Genomic DNA, 20,693 nt, shown 5'->3' on the forward strand with positions numbered 1-20,693 from the left:
GCCCATCTTGGCGCGCTCCGCGGTCAGCTCGCCGACCATGATCTGGTGCTCCTCGCGCAGGTAGTGGTGCAGCGCCTCGGTCAGTTCCTCCCCGGCCAGTTGGCAACTGCGGTGCGAGATCACGCCGCCGAAACAGATGGCGGTGACCTTCGAGACACCGGCCGGCGCCGAGAAGACGGCCGTCGGCCGCCGACCGTACCGCCGGTGCGGGGCGACCTGCTCGATGACGGCCGTGACGAATGCCCGGGCCGACTCCAGATCCACGATCAAGGCGTTTCGCGACAAGGACCTCGAAGCCGACACATCGGATCTGCACATCGAGCTCGACACCGACGCCCGCACTCTCACGGTGCGCTACAGCGGCATCGGCATGTCCCGCGACGAGGTGATCGACCTGATCGGCTCCCTTGTCAATACCGGGACCGCCGAATTGCGCTACTACACGGCGCTTCGCGCTGAAGGCGGCGAGCTGGAGCACCCTGCGCACTTCGCGAAGCCTGCTCGCGAACCGAGCTCGAGCTTGTCGAGCGCGTCGGACGCGTTGGAGGCGAGCGCGCGGAGGGAGGTACCCCGTCGCACATGGGGCGAACCTGTGCGATGCCTTGTCTTTGTTGGAGTACACCGAATGGATCATCAGATCCAGGATCTGGCGAGTCTCGGTTTGGAAGCGGATTCGTAACTGGCACAAACCACTCCAAACCCCAGAATGCGGCAAATCGCATATGGCAATTTCGGCTTCCGCTACCCAATCGAAATGCTAGGTTGACTTCGCCTACACGCATGTGAGGCGTCAACCGTCAGTCGGGGGTCTGGCGGAGTTTCGTAGGGGCGATGGTTGCGTTTCAATGAATTTGATTGCATGCGGTTTGGGCGGATCGTCTTAAATTCTGCATAGGTCAATCGAGGAGGTCGTGAAACAATGCCAACCCACGGGAGCGGAAATCCCCGCACTCTGAAGATGAAGACCCGCATCATGATTGCCGCGACGGCGGCCACCGCGCTCACGGTCGGCGCGCTTGCGGTCGGGCACGCTGATCCTGAATCTGGAAGCCATGGATCAGTGGAATCCCTCGCCGCCCCGGTGTCGGGCAGCCTCGACGGCTCCGGAAGTCACGATGGCAGCTCTGGCAGCAAGGACGGCAGCCACGATGGCAGTTCCGGCGGCAGCCTGGGGAGCCTCGCTTCCGGTAGCAAGGATGGCAGCAATGAGGGGAGCCATGACGGCAGTTCCGAAGGCAGCCACGAYGGCAGTTCCGATGGCAGCCTGGGGAGCCTCGSTTCCGGYAGCAAGGAYGGCAGCAATGASGGGAGCCATGACGGCAGTTCCGATGGCAGCCTGGGGAGCCTCGSTTCCGGYAGCAAGGAYGGCAGCAATGAGGGGAGCCATGACGGCAGTTCCGATGGCAACCTCGGGAGCCTAGGGGCCCTGGGGAGCCTCGGCGCACTGGGAAGCCTCGGAGCCCTGGGGAGCCTCGGGGCCCTGGGAAGCCTCGGTTCAGGCAGCCACGACGGCAGTATGGATGGCAGCCACGACGGCAGTAAGGATGGCAGCCACGACGGCAGTAAGGATGGCAGTAAGGATGGCAGCCACTGGGGGTGACCGTTTTTGAATTGCTTCGTAGGCCTATCCCGAAGGTCATGAAGCGATGTCAATTCACGGGAGGGGGAAATCTCCCGCACTCCGACGATGAGGACCCGCATCATGTTTGCTGCGACGGCGGCCGCGCTCGCGATCATCGCGCCTGCGGTCGGACAGGCTGATCCTGTCGACCTCATGAGGAAATGAATTTCTCCCCAATGGTGCCGGCGGTTTGTTGCCTTGCCTCGTGCGACAACAAACTGCCGGCACCAGCGTTTCACGCTGATGCGAGCCGAGCGGAACTTTGATCGTTTGATCGTTTGATCGTTCCGCGGCCGCAATTGTTTCGATGCACAACGCGCCCGCGGGAGCAGGACTCCCGCGGGCCGCTGCCTCGAGTTGATAACGCGTCTAGATGGTGCGTGCCAGGCGGTTCGCGAGCATCTTCGCGAAGTGCGCCGGATCCTCCAACTCGCCGCCCTCCGCGAGAAGTGCGGTGCCGTAGAGCAATTCGGCGGTCTCCGCGAGGCTCGGGTCGTCGCCGCGCTCGGCGTGCGCAGCCCGTAGACCCTCCACCAGCGGGTGCATCGGGTTGAGTTCGAGGATCCGCTTGAAGTGCGGGACCTCCTGGCCCGACGCCCGGTACATGCGCTCGAGCGACGGCGTCATGCCGAATTCGTCGCCGACGATGCAGGCAGGGGAGTCGGTCAGCCGAGTCGACAGGCGCACCTGCTTGACGTGGTCGTCGAGGGTGGAGGTGAGCCAGCCGAGGACGTCGGCGAACTGCTTGTCCTGTTCCTCGCGCTTGGCTTCGGCGTCCTTCTTCTCGTCCTCGGTGTCGAGATCGACCTCGCCCTTCGCGATGGACTGGAGCGGCTTGCCGTCGAACTCGGGGACCGACGTCACCCACATCTCGTCGACCGGGTCCGTGAGGAGCAGCACCTCGAGGCCGCGGGCGCGGAAGGCCTCCATGTGCGGCGACGCCTCGAGCTGCTGGCGGGACTCGCCGGTGAGGTAGTAGATCTGCTCTTGGCCGTCCCTCATCCGCTCGACGTACTGCGCCAGCGTGGTCTGTTCGTCCTCGCTGTGCGTCGACGGGAACGAGGAGATCTCGAGCAGGGTGTCGCGGTTGTCGAAGTCCGACAGCAGACCCTCCTTGAGGACCCGGCCGAACTGCGACCACACGGTCCGGTACTTGTCCCGCGACGTGTCGTCATCGTGCGTCATCATTTCGCGGATAGTGGTGAGGACCTTCTTGGTGAGCCGGCGCCGGATCGCCCGGATCTGCCGGTCCTGCTGCAGGATCTCGCGGGAAACGTTGAGCGACAGGTCCTGTGCATCCACGACACCCTTGACGAAGCGCAGGTACTCGGGCATGAGTTCCTCGCAGTCGTCCATGATGAAGACACGCTTGACGTACAGGTGGATGCCGGCGCGGTGCTCGCGCGAGAACAGATCGAACGGCGCGTGCGACGGGATGAACAGCAGCGCCTGGTACTCGAACGTGCCCTCCGCCTTCATCGGGATGACCTCGAGCGGGTCGTCCCACGAGTGGCTGACGTGCTTGTAGAACTCGTTGTACTCGTCGTCGGAGACCTCGCTGCGGGGCCGGGCCCACAGCGCCTTCATCGAGTTGAGCGTCTCGGTCTCGACGACGGTCTTCGGGGCGTCGTCGGTGTCGTCTGCATCGTCACTGCTCTTCGGGGCCGGCTTCTCGACGTCCATCCGGATCGGGTACGCGATGAAGTCCGAGTACCGCTTGACGATTTCGCGGAGCTTGCGCTCGGCCGCGTAGTCGTACAGGTGGTCGTCGACGTCCTCCGGCTTGAGGTGCAGCGTCACCGATGTGCCCTGCGGGGCGTCGTCGACGGTCTCGATCGTGTACGTGGACTCGCCGCTCGAGACCCACCGCGTCGCGTGGCTCTCGCCGGCCTTGCGGGTCAGCAGCGTGACCTTGTCGGCGACCATGAATGTCGAGTAGAAGCCGATACCGAACTGACCGATCAGTTCTTCGGAGGCGGCGGCGTCCTTCGCCTCGCGCAGCTTGCGGCGCAGCTCGGCGGTGCCCGACCTGGCGAGCGTGCCGATGAGGTCGATCACCTCGTCGCGCGACATGCCGATGCCGTTGTCGCGCACCGTCAGCGTGCGCGCCTCCGTGTCGACGTCGAGCTCGATGTGCAGGTCGGAGGTGTCGGCCTCGAGGTCCTTGTCGCGGAACGCCTCGAGCTTCAGCTTGTCGAGTGCGTCCGACGCGTTGGAGACGAGCTCCCGGAGAAAGGTGTCCTTGTTGGAGTACACCGAGTGGATCATCAGATCCAGAATCTGGCGAGTCTCCGTCTGGAACTCGCGTTGTTCGATACCTGTGGTCATTCCTGGTTCCCTTCGGCAGCAGAACGTTCGACGCAAATGTTAGGACGAGGCCCGTGGTTTCCGCGAGGAAGGGCGACACCGACGTATCTTGGAATCGGGCTTTCCGCGTCCGGACCCCGAGCGCTCGGGCTCTGTTGCAGCGCGTCGACCTGGGCGGAGGGACTGAGATGGCGCCTTCCGCGACAGCACACCCTCTTCGCGGCCGTGAACAGGGAAATCTGCCCGAGGACGTCAGCAGCTTCGTGGGCCGCAGTTTCGAGGTGAAGGAGACGCGGCGGTTGCTGTCCGAATCGCGCCTCGTGACGCTGACCGGCCTCGGCGGGGTCGGTAAGACGCGACTGGCTCTCCGGGTCGCAAGGGATGCGCAGCGGACATTCGTCGACGGAACCTGGTTCGTCGACCTGAGCGAGCTCCACGATGCCGACCAGCTGGCGCAGGCAGTGGCGAGCACCCTGGGACTTCAGGACTGGTCGGTTCGGTCACCGCAGTCGGTGTTGATCGATCACCTGGCAGACCGGCGAACCCTCCTGTTACTCGACAACTGTGAGCATCTCGTAGGTCCTGTTGCCGCACTGGTGCAGACGCTGCTCAGGGCCTGCCTCGGATTGTCCGTGCTGGCGACGAGCCGTGAACCCCTCGGCATCGGCGGCGATGCGGTGGCCCTGTTCGAGCAGAGAGCCAGGGCCGTGGTGCCCGGATTCCGGCTCACCACCGAGAACAGCGCCACGGTCGCCCGGATCTGTGCGCGACTCGGGGGCCTGCCCCTGCCGATCGAGCTGGCGGCGGCCCGGCTCCGAGCGCAGTCCGTCGATCAGCTGCTCGAACGACTCGACGACCGCCTCCGCCTGCTGACCCGGGGCGACCGCACCACACCGAGCCGCCAGCAGACCCTGCGGCTGTGTATCGACTGGAGCTACGGCCTGTGCACCGATCGAGAACAGCGGTTGTGGGCTCGCCTGTCGGTGTTCGCCGGCAGCGTCGCGCTCGACGCGATAGAGGGCGTCGTGGCGGACGACGGAGTAGACGGTGACCTGCTCGACGTCGTGACGTCCTTGGCCGACAAGTCCATCCTGATCCGGGAGGAGGTGGATGCGGCCGTGCGCTCGGCTTCGCCTGGTGCTTCGACGAACTCGCGTGGACCGCTGGCACGGAACGGCCCGAGCGGGCCGCGATGTTACTGGGCGCGTCCGACGCCCTGTTCACGGCGACCGGCAGCCCGTCGGCAACCTTCCAGGCCCTGGTCTCCTATCACGACGCGTGCGTGCGGGCGGCGCGTGAGGTGCTCGGGGACAAGGTATTCGATGCAACACTCGAGCGAGGAATGGCCATGAACCTCGACGAGGTCGTCGCCTGGGCCCTGGACTAGCGGAGACCGGAGACGCCGCTGCCGTCGCCCGCCGGTAGCAGCGCCACGCTGACCCCGCGCGAACGGTAGGTGGCCGCACCCCGTGGCCGAGGGCATGACGAACAAGGCGATCGCCGAGCGACTGGTGATCGCTCCGCGCACAGTGGAGGGACATGTCGAGCACATACGCGACAAGCTGGGATTCAACTCGCGCGCACAGATCGCTGCCTGGACCGTCGAGAATCAGGCGGACGGTTGATCTCCGGCGACCGGCACCGGTCGGTCCCGACCCAGGACCGGCCCGTCGATCGCGCAGAAGCTGTGGCACAGACCGGTGACGATCCGGTGCGCGCGTTCGGGGTCGAACCAGCGGTCGACGTGCGCCCAGTGGTAGGGGTGGGTCATGTAGGGGCCGGTCAGCCCGTCCACGCTCGCGTACTCCTGTTCCCACACGTGGGTCCACCGGGTGCCGCACGACTCCCGCACGCGGCTCAGTTGGGAGGCGCCGATCGACGGTATGTAGTCCGGCATCGCGGCCGTCTCGGCCTCGAACTGCGCCACCAGGTCGGGATCCGTCGCGGGGTCGACCGCGACCAGCAGCGTCCGGTAGACCGTGGGCGTCGACGCGACGCTCGCCGGTCGCACGGCGCCGGTGTAGGTGACGCCGTCGATCTGGTCGACGGTCGGAACCCACAACAGGAAGTCCACGGCGTTCTCGACGCCGCGCCAGTCCGATTCGCTGTCGAACCGGAACTTGGCGACGAGGTCCCCGCCACGGATCCCACCCGGCAGGGTCGGCCGGACGAGGACGCTGCGGGCGTGCGGTTCGACGGCGTCGCGCAGGCCCGCGACCACGGCGTCACGTGCGGCGTCGTCGGCGGTGTCCGTGAAGCTGATCAACCTGATGACCTCAAACATCGGTCACCACCGGAAGATCCGCGGCGGCGCAGGCAGTGGAGCGTCGACGGCTGGTCAGCGACCGGTCGGCGGACGCCCACCACTGCGCCACGTCCGGGTCCCGGCCCGCGGCCCACCGCTGCTGCCACCAGGCGTCGGCGCCGTGGACCGTCCAGGTGACGGTCACGGTGTTCGACTGGTCGTCGAGCCAGACCGGTGGGCTGACGAGGATGCGGTCGAGGGTGAGGCCGCGTGCACGGGCACCGGGTGCGTACTCCTCGAGGTACGACGCGAGGAACGCGCGGCCTTGTCCGGGCGCGACCACCATCTCGTCGACGACGTAGACGACCGGCTCCAGGGTCTCAGCGGTCTCGGGGGAGGTCACGGGCTACACCTTCTGGGTGAGACCGGCGTCGACCACCAGTTCGGTGCCGGTGACGAAGCGGGACTCGTCGCACGCCAGGAACAGCACCGCGTTACTCACGTCCACGGCGTCGACCCACGGTACGGGGATCAGGTTCCGATCCGACAAAGCTTGCCTCGCATCGGCTTCGGTCGGTGCAGCGAGATCGGGACGTAGTCGCGCGATCGCCTCGGCGGCGAGTGGCCGCCCGCTGCCCACCGCGCCCGGATGCACCGAGTTGACGCGGATCGAGCGCGGACCCAGTTCGATCGCCAGCGTGCGCGCCAGACCGACGGCGCCGTGCTTGGCGGCCGCGTAGTGCGCGCGGTTCGCGTTCCCGCGGATGCCGGCGGTGGAACCGACCACGACCACCGATCCGCCGTCGGGCATGTGAGGAACGAAGGCGCGCACCGTGTTCCAGACGCCGCTGAGATTGATGTCGAGGGATCGCTGCCACGTCAACTCGTCGATGGTCAGGGCCGGGCCGGGGGCGTCGCACAGCCCCGCGTTGGCGACTACGACATCGACGCGTCCGAACTCGGCCACCGCGGCGTCGGCGGCGGCGCGCAGGGCGGCGACGTCCCGGACATCGGCGGTGCGGGTCAGGACCCGGCGCCCCGCCGGGACGCTCGCGGCGGTCTCTGCCAGGGCCTGCTCCGACAAGGTGCCCGGCAGGTCCAGCGCGACCACGTCGGCGCCCTCGTCGGCCAGCCTCCGGACGTGGACCCGGCCCGTACCGTTTCCTGCCCCGGTGACCACTGCCACCTTGCCGGTCATGCGACCCGCCACGCGCGTCATCCAACTCCCTCCGTAGTGCTCGGACAGGACGCTAGGGCCCCGCCGAGCGGGGTGCCTACGGCCGATTCCACGGAGCGGGAGGGTCCGCCACCGCCCGGGTGCGACCGGCGCGGTAGCGTTTTCCCGACAGCTACGGAGGTGCACCGATGACACGGGTCTTTCTCGTCGACGATCACGAGATCGTGCGGCGCGGACTGGTGGATCTGCTGGGCAGCGCGCCTGACCTCACTGTGGTCGGCGAGGCCGCCTCGGTGGGGGAGGCGCTGGCCCGGATCCCGTCCAGCGGCGCCGACGTCGCGGTGCTCGATGTCCGGCTGCCCGACGGCAACGGCGTGGAACTGTGCCGCGACCTGCGGGCCGTGCTGCCCGACCTGCGCTGCCTGATGCTCACGTCGTACGCCGACGACGAGGCCCTGTTCGACGCCGTCATGGCCGGCGCGTCGGGTTTTGTGCTCAAGCAGATCCTCGGCACCGACCTGATCTCGGCCGTGCGGACGGTCGGCGCGGGCGGCTCGCTCCTCGACAGCCGCGCCACGGCCGCCCTGATGCAGCGGATCCGCTCCGAGCGCACCACCGACCCGCTCGCGGAGCTGTCCGACCAGGAACGCGCGGTCTTCGACCTCATCGGACAGGGTCTGACGAACCGGGAGATTGCCGAGCGCCTGTTCCTCGCGGAGAAGACGATCAAGAACTACGTCTCGCGCCTGCTCGCCAAGCTCGGCATGCAGCGGCGCACCCAGGCGGCCGTCCTCGCCACGGAGCTGCGGAACAGCCGGCGCCGCTAGGTACGGGGTGCCGGACTTCGATCCCAGCTGAGTGTCGGCTGTCCCCGCTACTCTCCTACGGTCGCGATCAACAAGGTCGGACTCGTGGACGAATGGAGCGATGATGGGCATCCAGGGATGCGGCGAGAGCGGAACCCCCGATGGTGCAGAAGCAGCGGTGACGAGTATTCCTGCACCGCTGCTTCGGGATTACCGCCACATCGGAGGAATCGAATCAATCGCGGTCGACGGTCATCGGTACTTCTTCGGCTACGACTTCAGTGAAGATCTGGTGCTTTCCCCACTGATCGACGACAACGAACTCATGTCGGTCTTCGCGGAGGCGCACATGGAGCAGCGGGACGGCCTGCACGATCGCGAGTACTGGCGGGATCTCGTTGATGGATCACTCGAATTCTCAGGGTTGGCGGAGCCGGAATCTTGCTCCTTCGAGTCCGACCAACTGCGCTTGATCGTCACCTCGCTGAAGAATATTGCCGAAACCGGAGTGCCGGCGCCTGACTTCGACTACCCCTATCACCTGAGATTCCTGTTGTCCTCCGCCGGGCAGTGGGAAGAGCAATTCACCGCAACCGAAGAGGGCATGACGGCCCTCCAGGGCATCGAGAGCTCTGCCGGAGGGGCCACGCTCGAGCAGATCGCTCGGGATGTTCTCCTCGAGACTCGGAATGCGATGAATGTTGCTGGGGGAAACTGGGCAGAGGTCTTCGACGCCCTCGGCCAATGACACCTCGCGGTACTGCTCCCTGACGTCGAAGCCACCCAACTGACGCAACGTGGGACGAGCGAAACGGGTCGTCACCTCACCGCAGCGGCACCCGCCACGTGAGTTCGGTTCCTCCGCTGAGGCCGGGCAGGAGGGCGCAGCTGCCGCCGCACTGCTCGGCCCGGCGGGCCAGGTTGTCGAGCCCGCTGCGGCGCGTCGTCTCGGGCAGGCCGACGCCGTCGTCGCAGATCCGGATCGTCAGGTGATCGGCGGCGTCGATCGCCACCGTGATCGTCGTCGCGTCCGCATGCCGCAGCGCGTTGCTCAGGCCTTCGCGCAGCACCGCCTCGGCGTGCGGATGGATCCGCGGCGGCACGAGGGTGTCGATGGCGCCGGTGAACTGCACGTTCGGGACCAGCACCGAGCGGGTCGTCAGATCGCCGATCGCGTCGAGCAGCCGTCGCCGCAGGCTCGTGGGGGCCTGTTCGCCGGTGGTCTGCAGGTCGAAGATCGTGGTGCGGATCTCGTGGATCATCCGATCGAGTTGGGACACCGACTTGGTGATCGTGCCCGACGCGGACTCCGGCACGGGCGCGTTCTCGTCGAGCAACAGGCTCTGCAGGCTCATCCCGGTCGCGAACAGTTGCTGGATGACGTTGTCGTGCAGGTCGCGGGCGATGCGGTCGCGGTCGGCCAGCACGTCGAGCTGCCGTCGCCGGTGCTGCTGGTCGGCGAACTCGACGGCCAGCGCGGCCGAGTCGGCCATCGACCCCAGCCGGGTGATCTCGTCGGGCGCCCACCCGAGGCCCTCGCGCGTGACGACGAGCATCCCGGCGACGCCGGACGTCGTGGACAGCGGCAGCGCGGCCACCCGAACGTCGCTGCCGGTGGCGAACGGTGCCACCCGATCCCGCTCGGTGAGCAGCGCGGGCCGTCGACCACGGACCACCGGCAGCAGGCCGGAGTCCGACAGGTCGATCCGGCTGCCCGGCCGCGGGCCGTCGCCGCGGGAGGCCGCCTCGACGATCGCGTCATCCTCGTCCTCGACCACCAACACGTACGCGCCGGTCGCTCCGCACAGATCGCGGGTGCGCGTCACCAGAAGCTCCAGAGCCTCGTCGATGGACCCACCGGAGAGCAGGCGGGCGTTGGACGACGCGAGGGCCGTCAGCCAGCGTTCCCGGGTGCGGGACTCCTCGAACAGGTGGGCGTTGTCGATCGCGACGCCCGCTGATGTGGCGAGGGCGTCGAGGATGGTCTCGTCCTCGTCGGTGAACTCCGGACCGGTCCGCTTCTCGGTGAGGTAGATGCTGCCGAACACCCGCCCCCGCACGATGATCGGCATGCCGAGGAAACTGTCCATCGGCGGATGGTTCGGCGGGAAGCCGACCGACGCCGGGTGCGCGCCCAGGTGTGCGACGCGCACGGGTCGCGGATGCTCCATCAGCAGGCCGAGCAGCCCGTGGCCCTCCGGCAGGTGCCCCATCCGCGCTCGCTCCTCCGCGGTGATGCCCTCGTACACGAACTCGGACAGTCCACCGTCGGGGTCGCGCACGCCCAGCGCGCCGTAGCGCGCATCGAGCAGCGTGGTCGCCGCCTGCACGATCCGCTGCAGGATCGAATCGAGTTCCAGTCCGGCGCCCACCACCAGGACGGCCTCGAGCAGTTCCCGCAGCCTTGCCGGGGTCGCGACGCTGTCGACGAGCCGACTGCGCATGTCGGCGAGTAGTTCCTCCAGGTTGTCGAACTCCCCGAAGCCCCAGTTACCGCCGTTCACCATGCACGCAGCATAGGTGGCGAGGAATTTGTCCGACACGGGTGTAACACGTTGCAGTCGCGCCTCGATGCATTCGGTGAAGTTGTCGTGAGCGAGTTGTGGTGGCTCGCCGGCGACATCACAACTGTCCGGCGTCGATCCTCGGGGGAGGGGGTCGACGCCGGACTCCCTTTCGGCCGCTCTGTGCGGCCCGCCGGGTCAGACCAGGAGGTCGTCCAGCGCGAACGGTGGCGCGCCCACCCCGGTGATCCGGAAGTGACCCCACGGATCCCGCTCGGCGAGGATCGCGTCCACGACGGGCCCGTCCCCGATCCGGAGCGTCGGCACTCCGGCGTCGGGACGTTTCAGGTCGGCGATGCGATCGTCCCCCGCGACCTGCCCGTACCAGTGGTAGTGGCCGTCGAGCGGGTCGAGGTGCCCGGTGAGGTGCACCTCGACGGCCAGTCGCAGCCCGGCGCCCTCGAGAACCGCGGGGCCGCGGAAGTCCTCCTCGTCGCGGTCCTCCGCGGAGCTGAGGTCGAAGTCGTCGACGCCGGGGCGGCGCATGCGCAGCCAGTACGACGCGCTCGACCCGGGCCAGACCGCCCGGTTGCGTCCCGTCCGGTCGAGGTACCAACTGTCGCAGCCACCCGAATTCCACACCGAGCCCGCGAGCTTATGATGGATCCGACGATTGAAGTCCCGCTGGGTGCCGCCGCGCACCTCGATGCGGGTGGCATCGTGGCCGTCCATCAGCTTCAGGCACTCGAGGATGTAGTGCGCCTGTGCCTCGATGACGAAGACGATGGACTGGTTTCCGCCACCCGAGTTGGGGCCCATCATGAGGAAGAAGTTCGGGAAGCCGCTGACGGCGACCCCGAGGTAGGCCTCCATGCCGTCGCGCCACGCCTCCTGGATGCTCAGCCCGCCGCGTCCGACGATGTGTTCGCTCGCGAACCGGTCGGCGATCTCGAACCCGGTCCCGAACACGACGACGTCGGCGTCGTGCTCGGCGCCGTCGTCGGTGCGGATCCCGGTCTCGGTGAACTCCGCGATGCCGGACGTCACCAGGTCGACGTTCTCGCGCTGCAGCGTCGGATAGTAGTTGCTGGACACCAGGATTCGTTTGCAGCCGATCGTGTAGTCCGGGGTGAGGGTCGCGCGCAGCGCAGGGTCGCGGACCTGGTGGCGCAGCAGACTGCGGGCGGCGCGTTCGAGCGCGCCCATCAGCCGCGGGTGCATGAACCCGGCGATCAGCGATTCGTGACTCCAGTAGATCGCGCCGCGGTAGGTCTTCTGCACGCCCGGCACCGTCCGGAACAGGTGCTTCTCGGTGGGGGTGATGGCCCGGTCCAGTTTCGGCAGCACCCAGTGGGCGGTGCGTTGGTAGACGTCCACGTGCGCGGCCTGCTTCGCGATCTCGGGGACGAACTGGACGGCGCTCGCGCCGGTGCCGATCACCGCGATGCGCTTGCCGGTCAGGTCCACCGAGTGATCCCACTCGGCGGAGTGAAAAACGTTTCCCGTGAAGCGATCACGGCCGGGGAACGCGGGGATGCTGGGCTTGTGTAGCGGGCCCGGGCCGGCCGCGACGATGCGCGGTCGGTAGACGTCGCCGGCGGCGGTGCGGACCGCCCAGCGGTCGGTGGCCTCGTCGAAGTCGTAGGCCACGACCGCGGAGTCGAAGCGGATGTGCGGGGCCAGGTCGTAGTCGTCGACGATCCGCCGGATGTAGTCGAGGATCTCGGGTTGGCGGGCGTACATCCGCGTCCACCGCCGGTTCGGGGCGAACGAGAACGAGTACATCAGCGACATCACGTCGCACCCGCACCCGGGGTACGTGTTCTCCCGCCACGTACCGCCCACCTCCGACGCCTTCTCCACGATGACGAAGTCGTCGATTCCCGCCTCCTTCAAGCGGATCGCCATGCACAGCCCCGAGAACCCGGTCCCGACGATCAGGACCCGGGGCGCCGCGACGGTCTTCACAGGAATCCCGCTCGACGCCACATCGCGCGCGAGGGTCGGCGCATCAGGCCGGTCTCCTCGAGGAACGCGGCAAGGTCGGCGAACCCGCGACGCTGGTTCACCCGGAAGTGCGGATTCGCCAGGGCCTGTCGGCGAGCCTCCCGCGGGTCGAGGCCGGCCCGCTTGTACATCGCCGGATTGGTGAACAGTCGCGCGAGCAGCAGTCCGCCGAGTCCCTGGGCCGTACCGACCCAGACCCTGTCGATCCGATGGGTTCCGGCGATCCTCCGGCGCACGCCGGCCCGCGCGAACTGGATGTGTCGGGCCTCCTCGGTGACGTGGATCCGCATGAGCCGGGCGATCAGGGGTTGCAGTTGGGGATCGTCGACGACGCGACGTTGGGTGGCGTCGAAGATCTCCTCGCCGATCAGCGCGGCCACCCACAGCATGGTGCCGCGAAAAGTCTTGGGCAGCACGTTGACTGCGGCCGCCTGATACCAGCGCAGTCGGTAGGGCTTGGCGCCCATCCGTTCGATCGCCCGGCCGAACATGGCCATGTGCCGGCACTCGTCGCCCATCTCGGTGAGCGTGTAGCGGGTGTGCAGCGATCCGGGATCGTTGTGCAGCAGGTGCCGCAGCAGCGCCTGGTTGAGAATGTTCTCGAACCAGATCCCCACGCTGAGGATGTTGGCGGACTCCTGCCGGGACAGTTCGATCCGCTGCGCTTCGCTCATCGAGTCCCACAACGGCGTGCCGTACAGCGACAGCACGTGGGGCGGGAGGAAGTACTTGCCGTCCTCGAGCGGTGCGTCCCAGTCGATGTCCACCACCGGGGCGTACGAGCGCTTGACCGATCCGTTGAGCAGTCGGTCCGCGACCGACTCCCGATCGGGTGGACTCGTCGTCTGCGTCATGACCGTCCCTCCTGGGCGTACCCTGCGGGACTCGCCGCAGGGGCGGGAACGAACGCCGTAGCCGATACGGCGCAGTGTTTGTCGTTTGCCGATATCACCTAAAACGTAAGCGCATCCGCGACGGTCGTCAATGGTGTCTGTGATGCTGCGGAACAGTAATCGCGTCGTGACTGCCCCGGCGCGATCGGCGAGCCGCGCTACTAAACTCCCTGCGGTGAATTCCCGTGCACAAGATCTGAGCCCCACCGCGTTTCGCGAACGCATCCTCGACGCAGCGGAGGCGTGCCTGATCGACGTCGGCTACAGCCCGCGACTGCACGCCCAGATCGCCGAGCGGGCGGGGCTGTCGCGCCCGACGGTCTACAAGTACGTGGGCGACCAGACCGCGATCTTCGAGGCACTGTTCCAGCGCGAGATCACCCGGTTCTTCGCGGTGCTCGATCCGGTGCTGCGCCGGCGCGATCAACTGCACGTCGGATTCGTCGACTGCATCGTCTTCGCGGTGTGTTACGCGCGCCGGCACACGCTGCTGCAGAAGGCACTTCGAGACGATCCGGACATCGTCCTGCCATGGTTCACGGTGTGCGCGAGGCCACTGATCGAGCGAGGCGCCGATTTCCTGGTGCCGCACTTCGAGCGCCTGTTCACCCCGCAGCAGTTCGTGGCGGTGAGTCCCCGCGCGATCTGCGAGTGGGCGTTCCGGTTGGTGGCCTCGCTCATCGTCACCGAGGGAGTCGTCGACACCACGGACGAGGCCGCGGTGCGGGGGTTCGTCGGCGRTCTGCTGTCGATCGCGGTCGTGCCCGCGACCGACGCGCAGGTGGTCTGACTACTTCGCGACCGTCAGCAGGAACGCAACGTCCTCGAGCGCCTCGACGCTGTGTCGCGCCGCAGGCATGATCAGCAGGTCGCCGGCCGACCCCTTCCACGAGTCCTCGCCGCAGATGAGCGCCAGTTTGCCGCTGAGCACCAGCAGCGTGGCCTCGCCGGGGCTGTCGTGCTCGGCCAGGCTCTTGCCGGCGCCGAGCGCGATCACGGTCTGACGCAGGCTGCGTTGATGGCCGCCGTACACGGTCTGCGAACTGCGTCCACTGGACGACGTGGACGCCAGTTTGAGCTGCTGCCGGGCGAGGGCCGTCAATGAGGTCTTGTCCATCAAATGTCACTCCTGGTGACTGCAGGGGCGGTGTCCCCGCAGTATGACCCACCGCGCCGGAGATGACCGGGTTATCGGCCTAACGGTTCGGCCACCGTCCGACAGTGGCCCGTCAGCCGCGGACGTACGTGAGGAACCGGTAGCGCAAACCGGACTTCTCCGAGATGTGCCAGTCTCCGGTGTCTCCGACGACCCACTCGTCGCCGATCTCGGGCGCGAAGGCGTCGCCCTCGATGTCCGCGTCGATCTCGGTCACCGACAGCAGGTCCGCGAACGGCATTGCCGCGGTGTAGATCTGCGTACCGCCCACGACCCAGGCGGTGTCGCCCACGAGCGCGAGGGCCTCTTCGATGCCGTTCGCGGTGTCGGCGCCGGCCGTGGTCCAGCCGCTCTGACGGGTGACGACGATGTTCCGGCGGCCCGGCAGGGGGCGGAACTTCGGCGGGAGCGAGTCCCACGTGAGCCGGCCCATCACCACGGGGTGACCCATGGTGGTGTCCTTGAAATGGGCCATGTCCTCGGGGACGCGCCACGGGATCGTGTTGTCCCGGCCGATCACGCCCGCGGTGGTCTGGCCCCAGATCAGGCCGATCATCAGATCGCCACCGGCGCCTTGATCGCGGGGTGGTGGCGGTAGTCGACGATCTCGACGTCCTCGAAGGTGTAGTCGAAGATCGAGTCGCGCTTGTTCAGCTTCAGCGTCGGGTAGGGGAGCGGCTCCCGGGAGAGCTGCTCGGTGACCTGGTCGACGTGGTTGTCGTAGATGTGGCAGTCGCCGCCGGTCCAGATGAAGTCGCCCACCTCGAGCCCCGTCTGCTGCGCCACCATGTGGGTGAGCAGCGCGTAGCTGGCGATGTTGAACGGCACGCCGAGGAACAGGTCGGCACTGCGCTGGTACAGCTGGCAGCTGAGCTTGCCGTCGGCGACGTAGAACTGGAAGAACGCGTGGCACGGCTGCAGTGCCATCGCGTCGAGGTCCGCGACGTTCCACGCCGAGACGATGATGCGGCGCGAATCCGGATTGGTCTTCAGCGTCTCGATCACCTTGGTGATCTGGTCGATGTGCTCGCCCGACGGGGTGGGCCACGACCGCCACTGCACGCCGTAGACCGGGCCCAGCTCGCCGTCCGCGTCGGCCCACTCGTCCCAGATGGTGACGCCGTGTTCCTGCAGCCACTTGACGTTGGACTCGCCGCGCAGGAACCACAGCAGCTCGTACACGATGGACTTGAGATGCACCTTCTTGGTGGTGATGAGCGGGAAGCCCTCGCCGAGGTCCCAACGCATCTGGYGCCCGAAGACACTGCGCGTACCGGTGCCGGTGCGGTCAGCCTTCGCGGTGCCGGAGTCCATCACCAGGCGCAGAAGATCCTCGTAGGGCGTCGGCACAATCACGGACCCTAGCTTAGGCTGCGCACGATCGACCGTCTTCGGCGGCCGACGATACCGGCTGGGTCCTGTGTGTATCGGGTGCAGCAATGACGATAGCGTGCCCCGCATGCGTGAGCTTCTCGTGATCGGCATCGGTGCCGGCGACCCCGACCAGGTGACGATCCAGGCCGTGAAGGCCATGAACCGGGCCGACGTGTTCTTCGTCATCGGCAAGGGCGACGAGAAGCAGGAGCTGGTGGACCTGCGCACCACCATCCTCGCCGAGCACATGGAGCGCGAGTACCGGATCGTCGACATCGTGGACCCGCCGCGGGACCGGACCCCGTCCGACTACGCCGGCGTAGTCGACGACTGGCACGACCGCCGCGCCGAGGTGTTCGAGGAGAAGTTCGCGGCCGAGGACGGCGTCGGCGCGATCCTGGTGTGGGGCGATCCGTCGCTGTACGACAGCACGCTGCGGATCGTCGAACGCGTCCTGGCGCGCGGCAACGTGCGGTTCGAGTACACCGTGATCCCCGGCGTCACGAGCATCCAGTCGCTGGCCGCGCAGCACCGCATCGTGCTCAACCGGATCGGCGAGCCCGTCCATGTCACCACCGGACGCCGGCTGCGCGAGGGGCTGCCCGACGGCGTCGGGACCGCCGTCGTGATGCTCGACGCGGACTGCAGCTTCACCCACGTCCCGGACCCCGGCAACGAGGTGGAGATCTGGTGGGGTGCGTACCTCGGTCTGCCCGACGAGGTACTGATCTCCGGCAAGCTGCGCGAGGTGGACGACGAGATCGTGCGCGTGCGCGCCGAACTGCGCGAGCGCAAGGGCTGGATCATGGACATCTACCTGATCCGTCGCTGACAGGCCCGCCCACCCCAGGGTGGGATTTCCTCACCCCTACGAGTGTGTGGGTCCACCCTCGGGTTGCTGTTCAGCGGGACGCCGTCGGACGAGGTTGGAAACCGGGAGATTTGGACATCCGACCTTGGAGCGTCACCCTCGCTCCGAGCCCTACACCTGGACGGCGGTGGAGGAGATATGAGGTTTCTCGAAACTGACCGCGGCGTGCTGCAGCGCAGTCTGCCCGGTCTGGACGAGGCGCTGACGCCGATACCGCCGGGCGACCTGGAACGGCGGGGCAGCCCCGGCACCGCGGTGTTCCGGGAGGCCGGTGGGCCGGGCCTCCTCGTGCCCGCCGATCTGGGCGGCATCGGGGCAAGTCCCCTCGAGGCCGTCCGGGTGCAGCGCGCGATCGGCTCGCGGTCACCGTCGCTGGCGGTCGCCACCACGATGCACCACTTCTCGGTGGCGAGCCTCGTTGCGGTGAGCGAGACGAACACCGGTATGGACTGGATGCTGCTGCAGGCCATCGCCGCCGACAGTCTGCTGCTCGCATCCGGCTTCGCGGAAGGGCGCCCGGACGGGCAGATCCTGAAGCCGACCATGACCGCCACCCCCACACCTGACGGCGTCCGGCTGAGCGGGGTCAAGAAGCCATGCAGCCTGTCGCGCTCCATGGATCTGCTGACCGCCAGCGTCATGCTCCCTCGGCCGGACGGCCCGGGAGAACAGCTCGCGGTCGCGCTCATCCCAGCGAAGGACGACGGCGTCTCGGTCAGCTCGTTCTGGTCCAGTTTCGCGCTGGCCGGTGCCGAAAGCGATCAGGTCACCATCGACGACGTGCTGGTTCCGTCGGATCTCGTCGTAACCACGTCGGTGAGCGAGGGCGAACAACTCGACGACATCCAGAATGCCGCCTTCCTGTGGTTCGAACTGCTCATCACCGGTTCCTACGTCGGAGCCGCCAGCGCCCTGGTGGAGTTGGCGCTCGGTTCGGACCGGATCAGCGAATCCGACCGGCTCCGACTGGTCGTCACGTTGGAAGGTGCGATGGCGTCGGTGGAGAACATCGCCCGCCGGATGACCGACGAGCTGAACAGCCGGCAACTGCTCGTGGACGCGCTCCTGGTGCGGTACGCCGTGCAGGATGCGATCGCGGCCGCCGTGCCCCGGGCAGTTGAGCTGCTCGGCGGGATGAATTTCATCACCTCGGACCGGATCGGCTACCTCGCGGCCGCGGTCAACGGACTGGGCTTCCATCCGCCGGCCCGAGCCAAGATGGCCGGCCCATTGCTGGGTTACTTCGCCGGGAACCCGCTGGCCATCGCGTAGCGCCGATAGCGTTGCCGCGCAGCGTGATTCCCCGGAACTATCGAAGAAATCGAAACGCATCGAAGGGGTGCCGACATGAAGATCGAACAGTTCGATCACGCTTCCCGTCACGGCCCGAAGGGTGGGGTCTTCGCCCCTGATTCCCGATGACCCGGAGCAAGCGAACTCTGCTGCTCACCGGTGGCTCCGGAGTCATCGGCAGGGCCGTGCTCGACGCGATGGCCGAGGACTTCGACATCGTGTGTCTGCGCGGCAGACGCCCGATCGACGACCCACGGGTCAGCGAGTTTGCCGGTGATTTCACGCACCCCACGCTGGGCTTGCCGGCCACGGACTACGCCGCTCTGGTGAACCGGGTCGATGTCGTGCTGCACGGAGCAGCGGTCACCAAATGGAACGTGGATCCGGAGCGCCTCCGGGCGGTCAACGTCCAGGGTCCCGCGTCCATGCTGCGTGTGGCGGCCGACGCCGACGCCCCGCTCTACTACCTGAGTACGGCCTTCGTGATTCGTCAGGCCCCGGCCGACGAGCGTTTCGCCGGACTGGCCGCCTATTTGGAATCCAAGACGGAGGCGGAGGAGTTGATCCGCGCCGGTTCGGTTCCGGCCGTCATCCTCCGGCCGTCGGTGGTGACCGGAGACTCCCGTGACGGTCGAATGGCCGCCTTCCAAGGGTTGCACCGCATGTTGGGTAACGCGGTCAGGGGCAATCTCCCGGTGGTCCCGGGGGAGATCGAATCCCTGGTCGACACAGTTCCCCTGGACATCGTCGTCGAGGCCGTCGGCAAACTGATTCGTGAGGACGTGACCGAGGGCGAGTACTGGCTGACCGCGGGAGATCAAGCACTCACGTTCACCGATATCGCCGAGCTGTGCGAGTACGTGTCCCGGCTCGCCTGGATCGGCGCGGTGCGGCCACGGTTCATGCCCTTCGAGTCCGTCGACCGGTTGTTGTTGCCGCTGTTGGACGACCTGATCTCGGACGGACGACGACGGATGTTCATCGACTTTCTCGAGTCCGTGTGGGTGTTCCAGTCCAGCGATGCCATGCCCAGTGACCTGGACAGGCTGGGATTCGGTGATCGGGCCACCAAGGACGCCCTCACCGAGGCGCTCAGGCGCTCGCTGATCTACTGGGCCCAGGTCAAGAAGCTGTTGCCGGCGGAGCCGCCGGTGGTCGAAAGCGCAGTCCGATGAGCACCGGCATGCTGCTCGATTCCGATGTGCTGACCGACCGATACCGGAGGCACTTCGGCAGCGGCCGGGCGGCGCTCGGGCGGTTGATCGGTGACCTGGTCGAGGTCGAGTCGTCGGGTGCCTGGATCACGGTCGCGGACGGCCGTCGGGTCCTGGACTTCGGTGGCTACGGCGTCTATCTGCTGGGGCATCGTCACCCGGCAGTCGTGGAGGCGGTGTGCGATCAGGTTCGGCGGCACCCGATGGCCTCCCGGGTGTTCTTGGACCCCGTCAGTGCCGGTGCCGCCGCCGCCCTGGCCGAGATCACCCCCGGTGATCTGGACCTGGTGCACTTCGTCAACTCCGGTGCGGAAGCCACCGAGTGCGCGCTGAAGTTGGCTCGCGCGCAAGGCAAGACGGCTGTGATCACAACCCGCGCTGGGTTCCACGGCAAGACGCTCGGCGCGCTGAGCGTCACGGCGAACGGCGTGCTGCAGCAGCCCTTCCGACCGTTGCTTCCGCACATCATGGAGGTCGCCTTCGGCGATCCGGCCGAGCTGGAGGTGGCGTTACGCGCAACCGGCGGCCACGGCTGCTTCATCGTCGAACCGGTGCAGGGGGAGGGCGGCGTGAACGTGCCGCCCCCGGGCTACCTGCGCGACGCCGCCGAATTGTGTCGCCGCTACGAGGCGTTGCTGATTGTGGACGAGGTCCAGACCGGTCTCGGTCGGCTGGGTCGCTGGTGGGGTGTGGACGCCGACGGCGTGGTGCCCGACATGATGTTGGTCGGCAAGGGCCTCTCCGGGGGCGTGATGCCGATTGCCGCGGTGGTGGCCACGCGGGAGTCCTACGAGCCCTTCGCCCGGGACCCCTACCTCCACACCTCCACGTTCGCGGGGTCGCCGGCGGTGTGTGCGGCCGCCCGTGCCGCCATCGGCGTGATCCGCGACGAGGACCTCACGGCTCGCGCAGCAATGCTCGGCGAGCACCTCCTCGCGGGCATCCGGACGGCTGTGGCCCGGTACGGCGGCGGCCGCGTGGCCCATGTGCGTGGCCGCGGGCTGTTGCTGGGCCTCGAGATGGCCTCGAGCGGCCTGGTCGGGGAACTGTTCCTGAACCTTCTGGAACGTGACGTCCTGGCCAACCACTCACTGAATGCGGCCAACGTGCTGCGCTTCACCCCGCCGGCGATCCTGACCACGGACGAGGTCGAACTCTTCCTCCGCGTCCTCGCCGAAGCCCTCGAGGACCTGACCCTCACCTGAACACGATCCTTTGGAGTTCT

Annotated in this window: 18 protein-coding genes and 4 pseudogenes; 10 read left to right on the plus strand and 12 right to left on the minus strand. The window is 67.4% G+C overall.

What is annotated here, in order from left to right:
• A pseudogene (locus AB4Z09_RS19065) lies at positions 1–279 on the minus strand (rod shape-determining protein); the annotation flags it as partial.
• Here AB4Z09_RS19065 and AB4Z09_RS19070 point away from each other — a divergent pair.
• Positions 266–436 (plus strand): annotated as a pseudogene (locus AB4Z09_RS19070) (hypothetical protein); the annotation flags it as partial. The pseudogenes AB4Z09_RS19065 and AB4Z09_RS19070 overlap by 14 nt on opposite strands.
• Positions 437–510: 74 nt before the next feature.
• Here the strand turns inward: AB4Z09_RS19070 and AB4Z09_RS19075 are convergent.
• A pseudogene (locus AB4Z09_RS19075) lies at positions 511–634 on the minus strand (hypothetical protein); the annotation flags it as partial.
• Positions 635–1,990: 1,356 nt separating this feature from the next.
• Positions 1,991–3,949, minus strand: a complete 1,959-nt coding sequence (gene htpG, locus AB4Z09_RS19080) for a molecular chaperone HtpG (protein WP_174908696.1) — start codon at positions 3,947–3,949, stop codon at positions 1,991–1,993.
• A 167-nt stretch (positions 3,950–4,116) separates the two neighbouring features.
• On the opposite strand from htpG, the pseudogene AB4Z09_RS19085 reads away from it, so the two are divergent.
• Positions 4,117–5,052 (plus strand): annotated as a pseudogene (locus AB4Z09_RS19085) (ATP-binding protein); the annotation flags it as partial.
• A 345-nt stretch (positions 5,053–5,397) separates the two neighbouring features.
• Positions 5,398–5,553 (plus strand): response regulator transcription factor, encoded by a 156-nt coding sequence (locus tag AB4Z09_RS19090; RefSeq protein WP_368077035.1) that lies wholly within the window; start codon positions 5,398–5,400, stop codon positions 5,551–5,553.
• Here AB4Z09_RS19090 and AB4Z09_RS19095 read toward each other — a convergent pair.
• From AB4Z09_RS19095 to AB4Z09_RS19105, 3 genes are read right to left on the minus strand one after another with little or no spacing between them, the layout of a single operon-like run.
• Complete coding sequence (locus tag AB4Z09_RS19095; protein ID WP_442240463.1) at positions 5,538–6,194, minus strand: Dabb family protein; 657 nt, start codon at positions 6,192–6,194, stop codon at positions 5,538–5,540. The genes AB4Z09_RS19090 and AB4Z09_RS19095 overlap by 16 nt on opposite strands.
• A 10-nt stretch (positions 6,195–6,204) precedes the next feature.
• Entirely contained in the window at positions 6,205–6,519 is a 315-nt protein-coding gene (locus AB4Z09_RS19100; protein ID WP_114718523.1) for a hypothetical protein, read from the minus strand.
• A gap of 60 nt (positions 6,520–6,579) precedes the next feature.
• A complete protein-coding gene (locus AB4Z09_RS19105) occupies positions 6,580–7,371 on the minus strand; it encodes an SDR family oxidoreductase (RefSeq protein ID WP_174914502.1) in 792 nt (263 codons plus the stop codon).
• A gap of 167 nt (positions 7,372–7,538) precedes the next feature.
• Between AB4Z09_RS19105 and AB4Z09_RS19110 the strand changes: the two genes are divergently transcribed.
• Both AB4Z09_RS19110 and AB4Z09_RS19115 read left to right on the plus strand, forming a co-directional pair.
• The gene (locus tag AB4Z09_RS19110; protein WP_114718137.1) at positions 7,539–8,177 is read left to right on the plus strand and encodes a response regulator; all 639 of its coding nucleotides are present in this window, start codon (positions 7,539–7,541) and stop codon (positions 8,175–8,177) included.
• Between the two features lie 100 nt (positions 8,178–8,277).
• Positions 8,278–8,904, plus strand: coding sequence for a hypothetical protein (locus AB4Z09_RS19115; RefSeq protein WP_254622824.1), 627 nt, complete (start codon positions 8,278–8,280; stop codon positions 8,902–8,904).
• Between the two features lie 76 nt (positions 8,905–8,980).
• Here the strand turns inward: AB4Z09_RS19115 and AB4Z09_RS19120 are convergent, their stop codons facing one another.
• From AB4Z09_RS19120 to AB4Z09_RS19130, 3 genes are all read right to left on the minus strand, one after another.
• Positions 8,981–10,663, minus strand: coding sequence for a sensor histidine kinase (locus tag AB4Z09_RS19120; protein WP_174908700.1), 1,683 nt, complete (start codon positions 10,661–10,663; stop codon positions 8,981–8,983).
• Between the two features lie 195 nt (positions 10,664–10,858).
• Positions 10,859–12,628, minus strand: a complete 1,770-nt coding sequence (locus tag AB4Z09_RS19125; protein ID WP_302675476.1) for a DUF4873 domain-containing protein — start codon at positions 12,626–12,628, stop codon at positions 10,859–10,861.
• The gene (locus tag AB4Z09_RS19130; protein ID WP_174908702.1) at positions 12,625–13,521 is read right to left on the minus strand and encodes an AurF N-oxygenase family protein; all 897 of its coding nucleotides are present in this window, start codon (positions 13,519–13,521) and stop codon (positions 12,625–12,627) included. Before AB4Z09_RS19130 ends, AB4Z09_RS19125 begins: the two co-directional genes overlap by 4 nt.
• Positions 13,522–13,735: 214 nt before the next feature.
• Between AB4Z09_RS19130 and AB4Z09_RS19135 the strand changes: the two genes are divergently transcribed.
• Positions 13,736–14,350 carry a TetR/AcrR family transcriptional regulator gene (locus tag AB4Z09_RS19135; protein ID WP_442240464.1) on the plus strand — a complete coding sequence of 205 codons (615 nt, stop codon included), beginning with the start codon at positions 13,736–13,738 and terminating at the stop codon, positions 14,348–14,350.
• Here the strand turns inward: AB4Z09_RS19135 and AB4Z09_RS19140 are convergent, their stop codons facing one another.
• From AB4Z09_RS19140 to AB4Z09_RS19150, 3 genes are all read right to left on the minus strand, one after another.
• On the minus strand, positions 14,351–14,677 hold the full coding sequence (locus tag AB4Z09_RS19140; RefSeq protein WP_114718140.1) for a cupin domain-containing protein: 327 nt from the start codon (positions 14,675–14,677) through the stop codon (positions 14,351–14,353).
• Positions 14,678–14,789: 112 nt separating this feature from the next.
• A complete protein-coding gene (locus AB4Z09_RS19145; RefSeq protein ID WP_174908706.1) occupies positions 14,790–15,272 on the minus strand; it encodes a dihydrofolate reductase in 483 nt (160 codons plus the stop codon).
• Positions 15,272–16,072, minus strand: a complete 801-nt coding sequence (locus AB4Z09_RS19150) for a thymidylate synthase (RefSeq protein WP_442240465.1) — start codon at positions 16,070–16,072, stop codon at positions 15,272–15,274. Before AB4Z09_RS19150 ends, AB4Z09_RS19145 begins: the two co-directional genes overlap by 1 nt.
• Before the next feature lie 103 nt (positions 16,073–16,175).
• Here AB4Z09_RS19150 and cobF point away from each other — a divergent pair, with 103 nt between their 5' ends.
• From cobF to AB4Z09_RS19170, 4 genes are all read left to right on the plus strand, one after another.
• The gene (gene cobF / locus AB4Z09_RS19155) at positions 16,176–16,922 is read left to right on the plus strand and encodes a precorrin-6A synthase (deacetylating) (protein ID WP_174908710.1); all 747 of its coding nucleotides are present in this window, start codon (positions 16,176–16,178) and stop codon (positions 16,920–16,922) included.
• A gap of 177 nt (positions 16,923–17,099) precedes the next feature.
• On the plus strand, positions 17,100–18,233 hold the full coding sequence (locus AB4Z09_RS19160; RefSeq protein ID WP_174908712.1) for an acyl-CoA dehydrogenase family protein: 1,134 nt from the start codon (positions 17,100–17,102) through the stop codon (positions 18,231–18,233).
• A 146-nt stretch (positions 18,234–18,379) separates the two neighbouring features.
• Positions 18,380–19,429, plus strand: a complete 1,050-nt coding sequence (locus AB4Z09_RS19165; RefSeq protein WP_174908714.1) for an SDR family oxidoreductase — start codon at positions 18,380–18,382, stop codon at positions 19,427–19,429.
• Positions 19,426–20,673 (plus strand): aspartate aminotransferase family protein, encoded by a 1,248-nt coding sequence (locus AB4Z09_RS19170; protein WP_254622826.1) that lies wholly within the window; start codon positions 19,426–19,428, stop codon positions 20,671–20,673. Before AB4Z09_RS19165 ends, AB4Z09_RS19170 begins: the two co-directional genes overlap by 4 nt.
• Positions 20,674–20,693: the final 20 nt, after the last annotated feature.

Source organism: Rhodococcus sp. TAF43 (assembly GCF_052113525.1).
Classification (GTDB): domain Bacteria; phylum Actinomycetota; class Actinomycetes; order Mycobacteriales; family Mycobacteriaceae; genus Prescottella.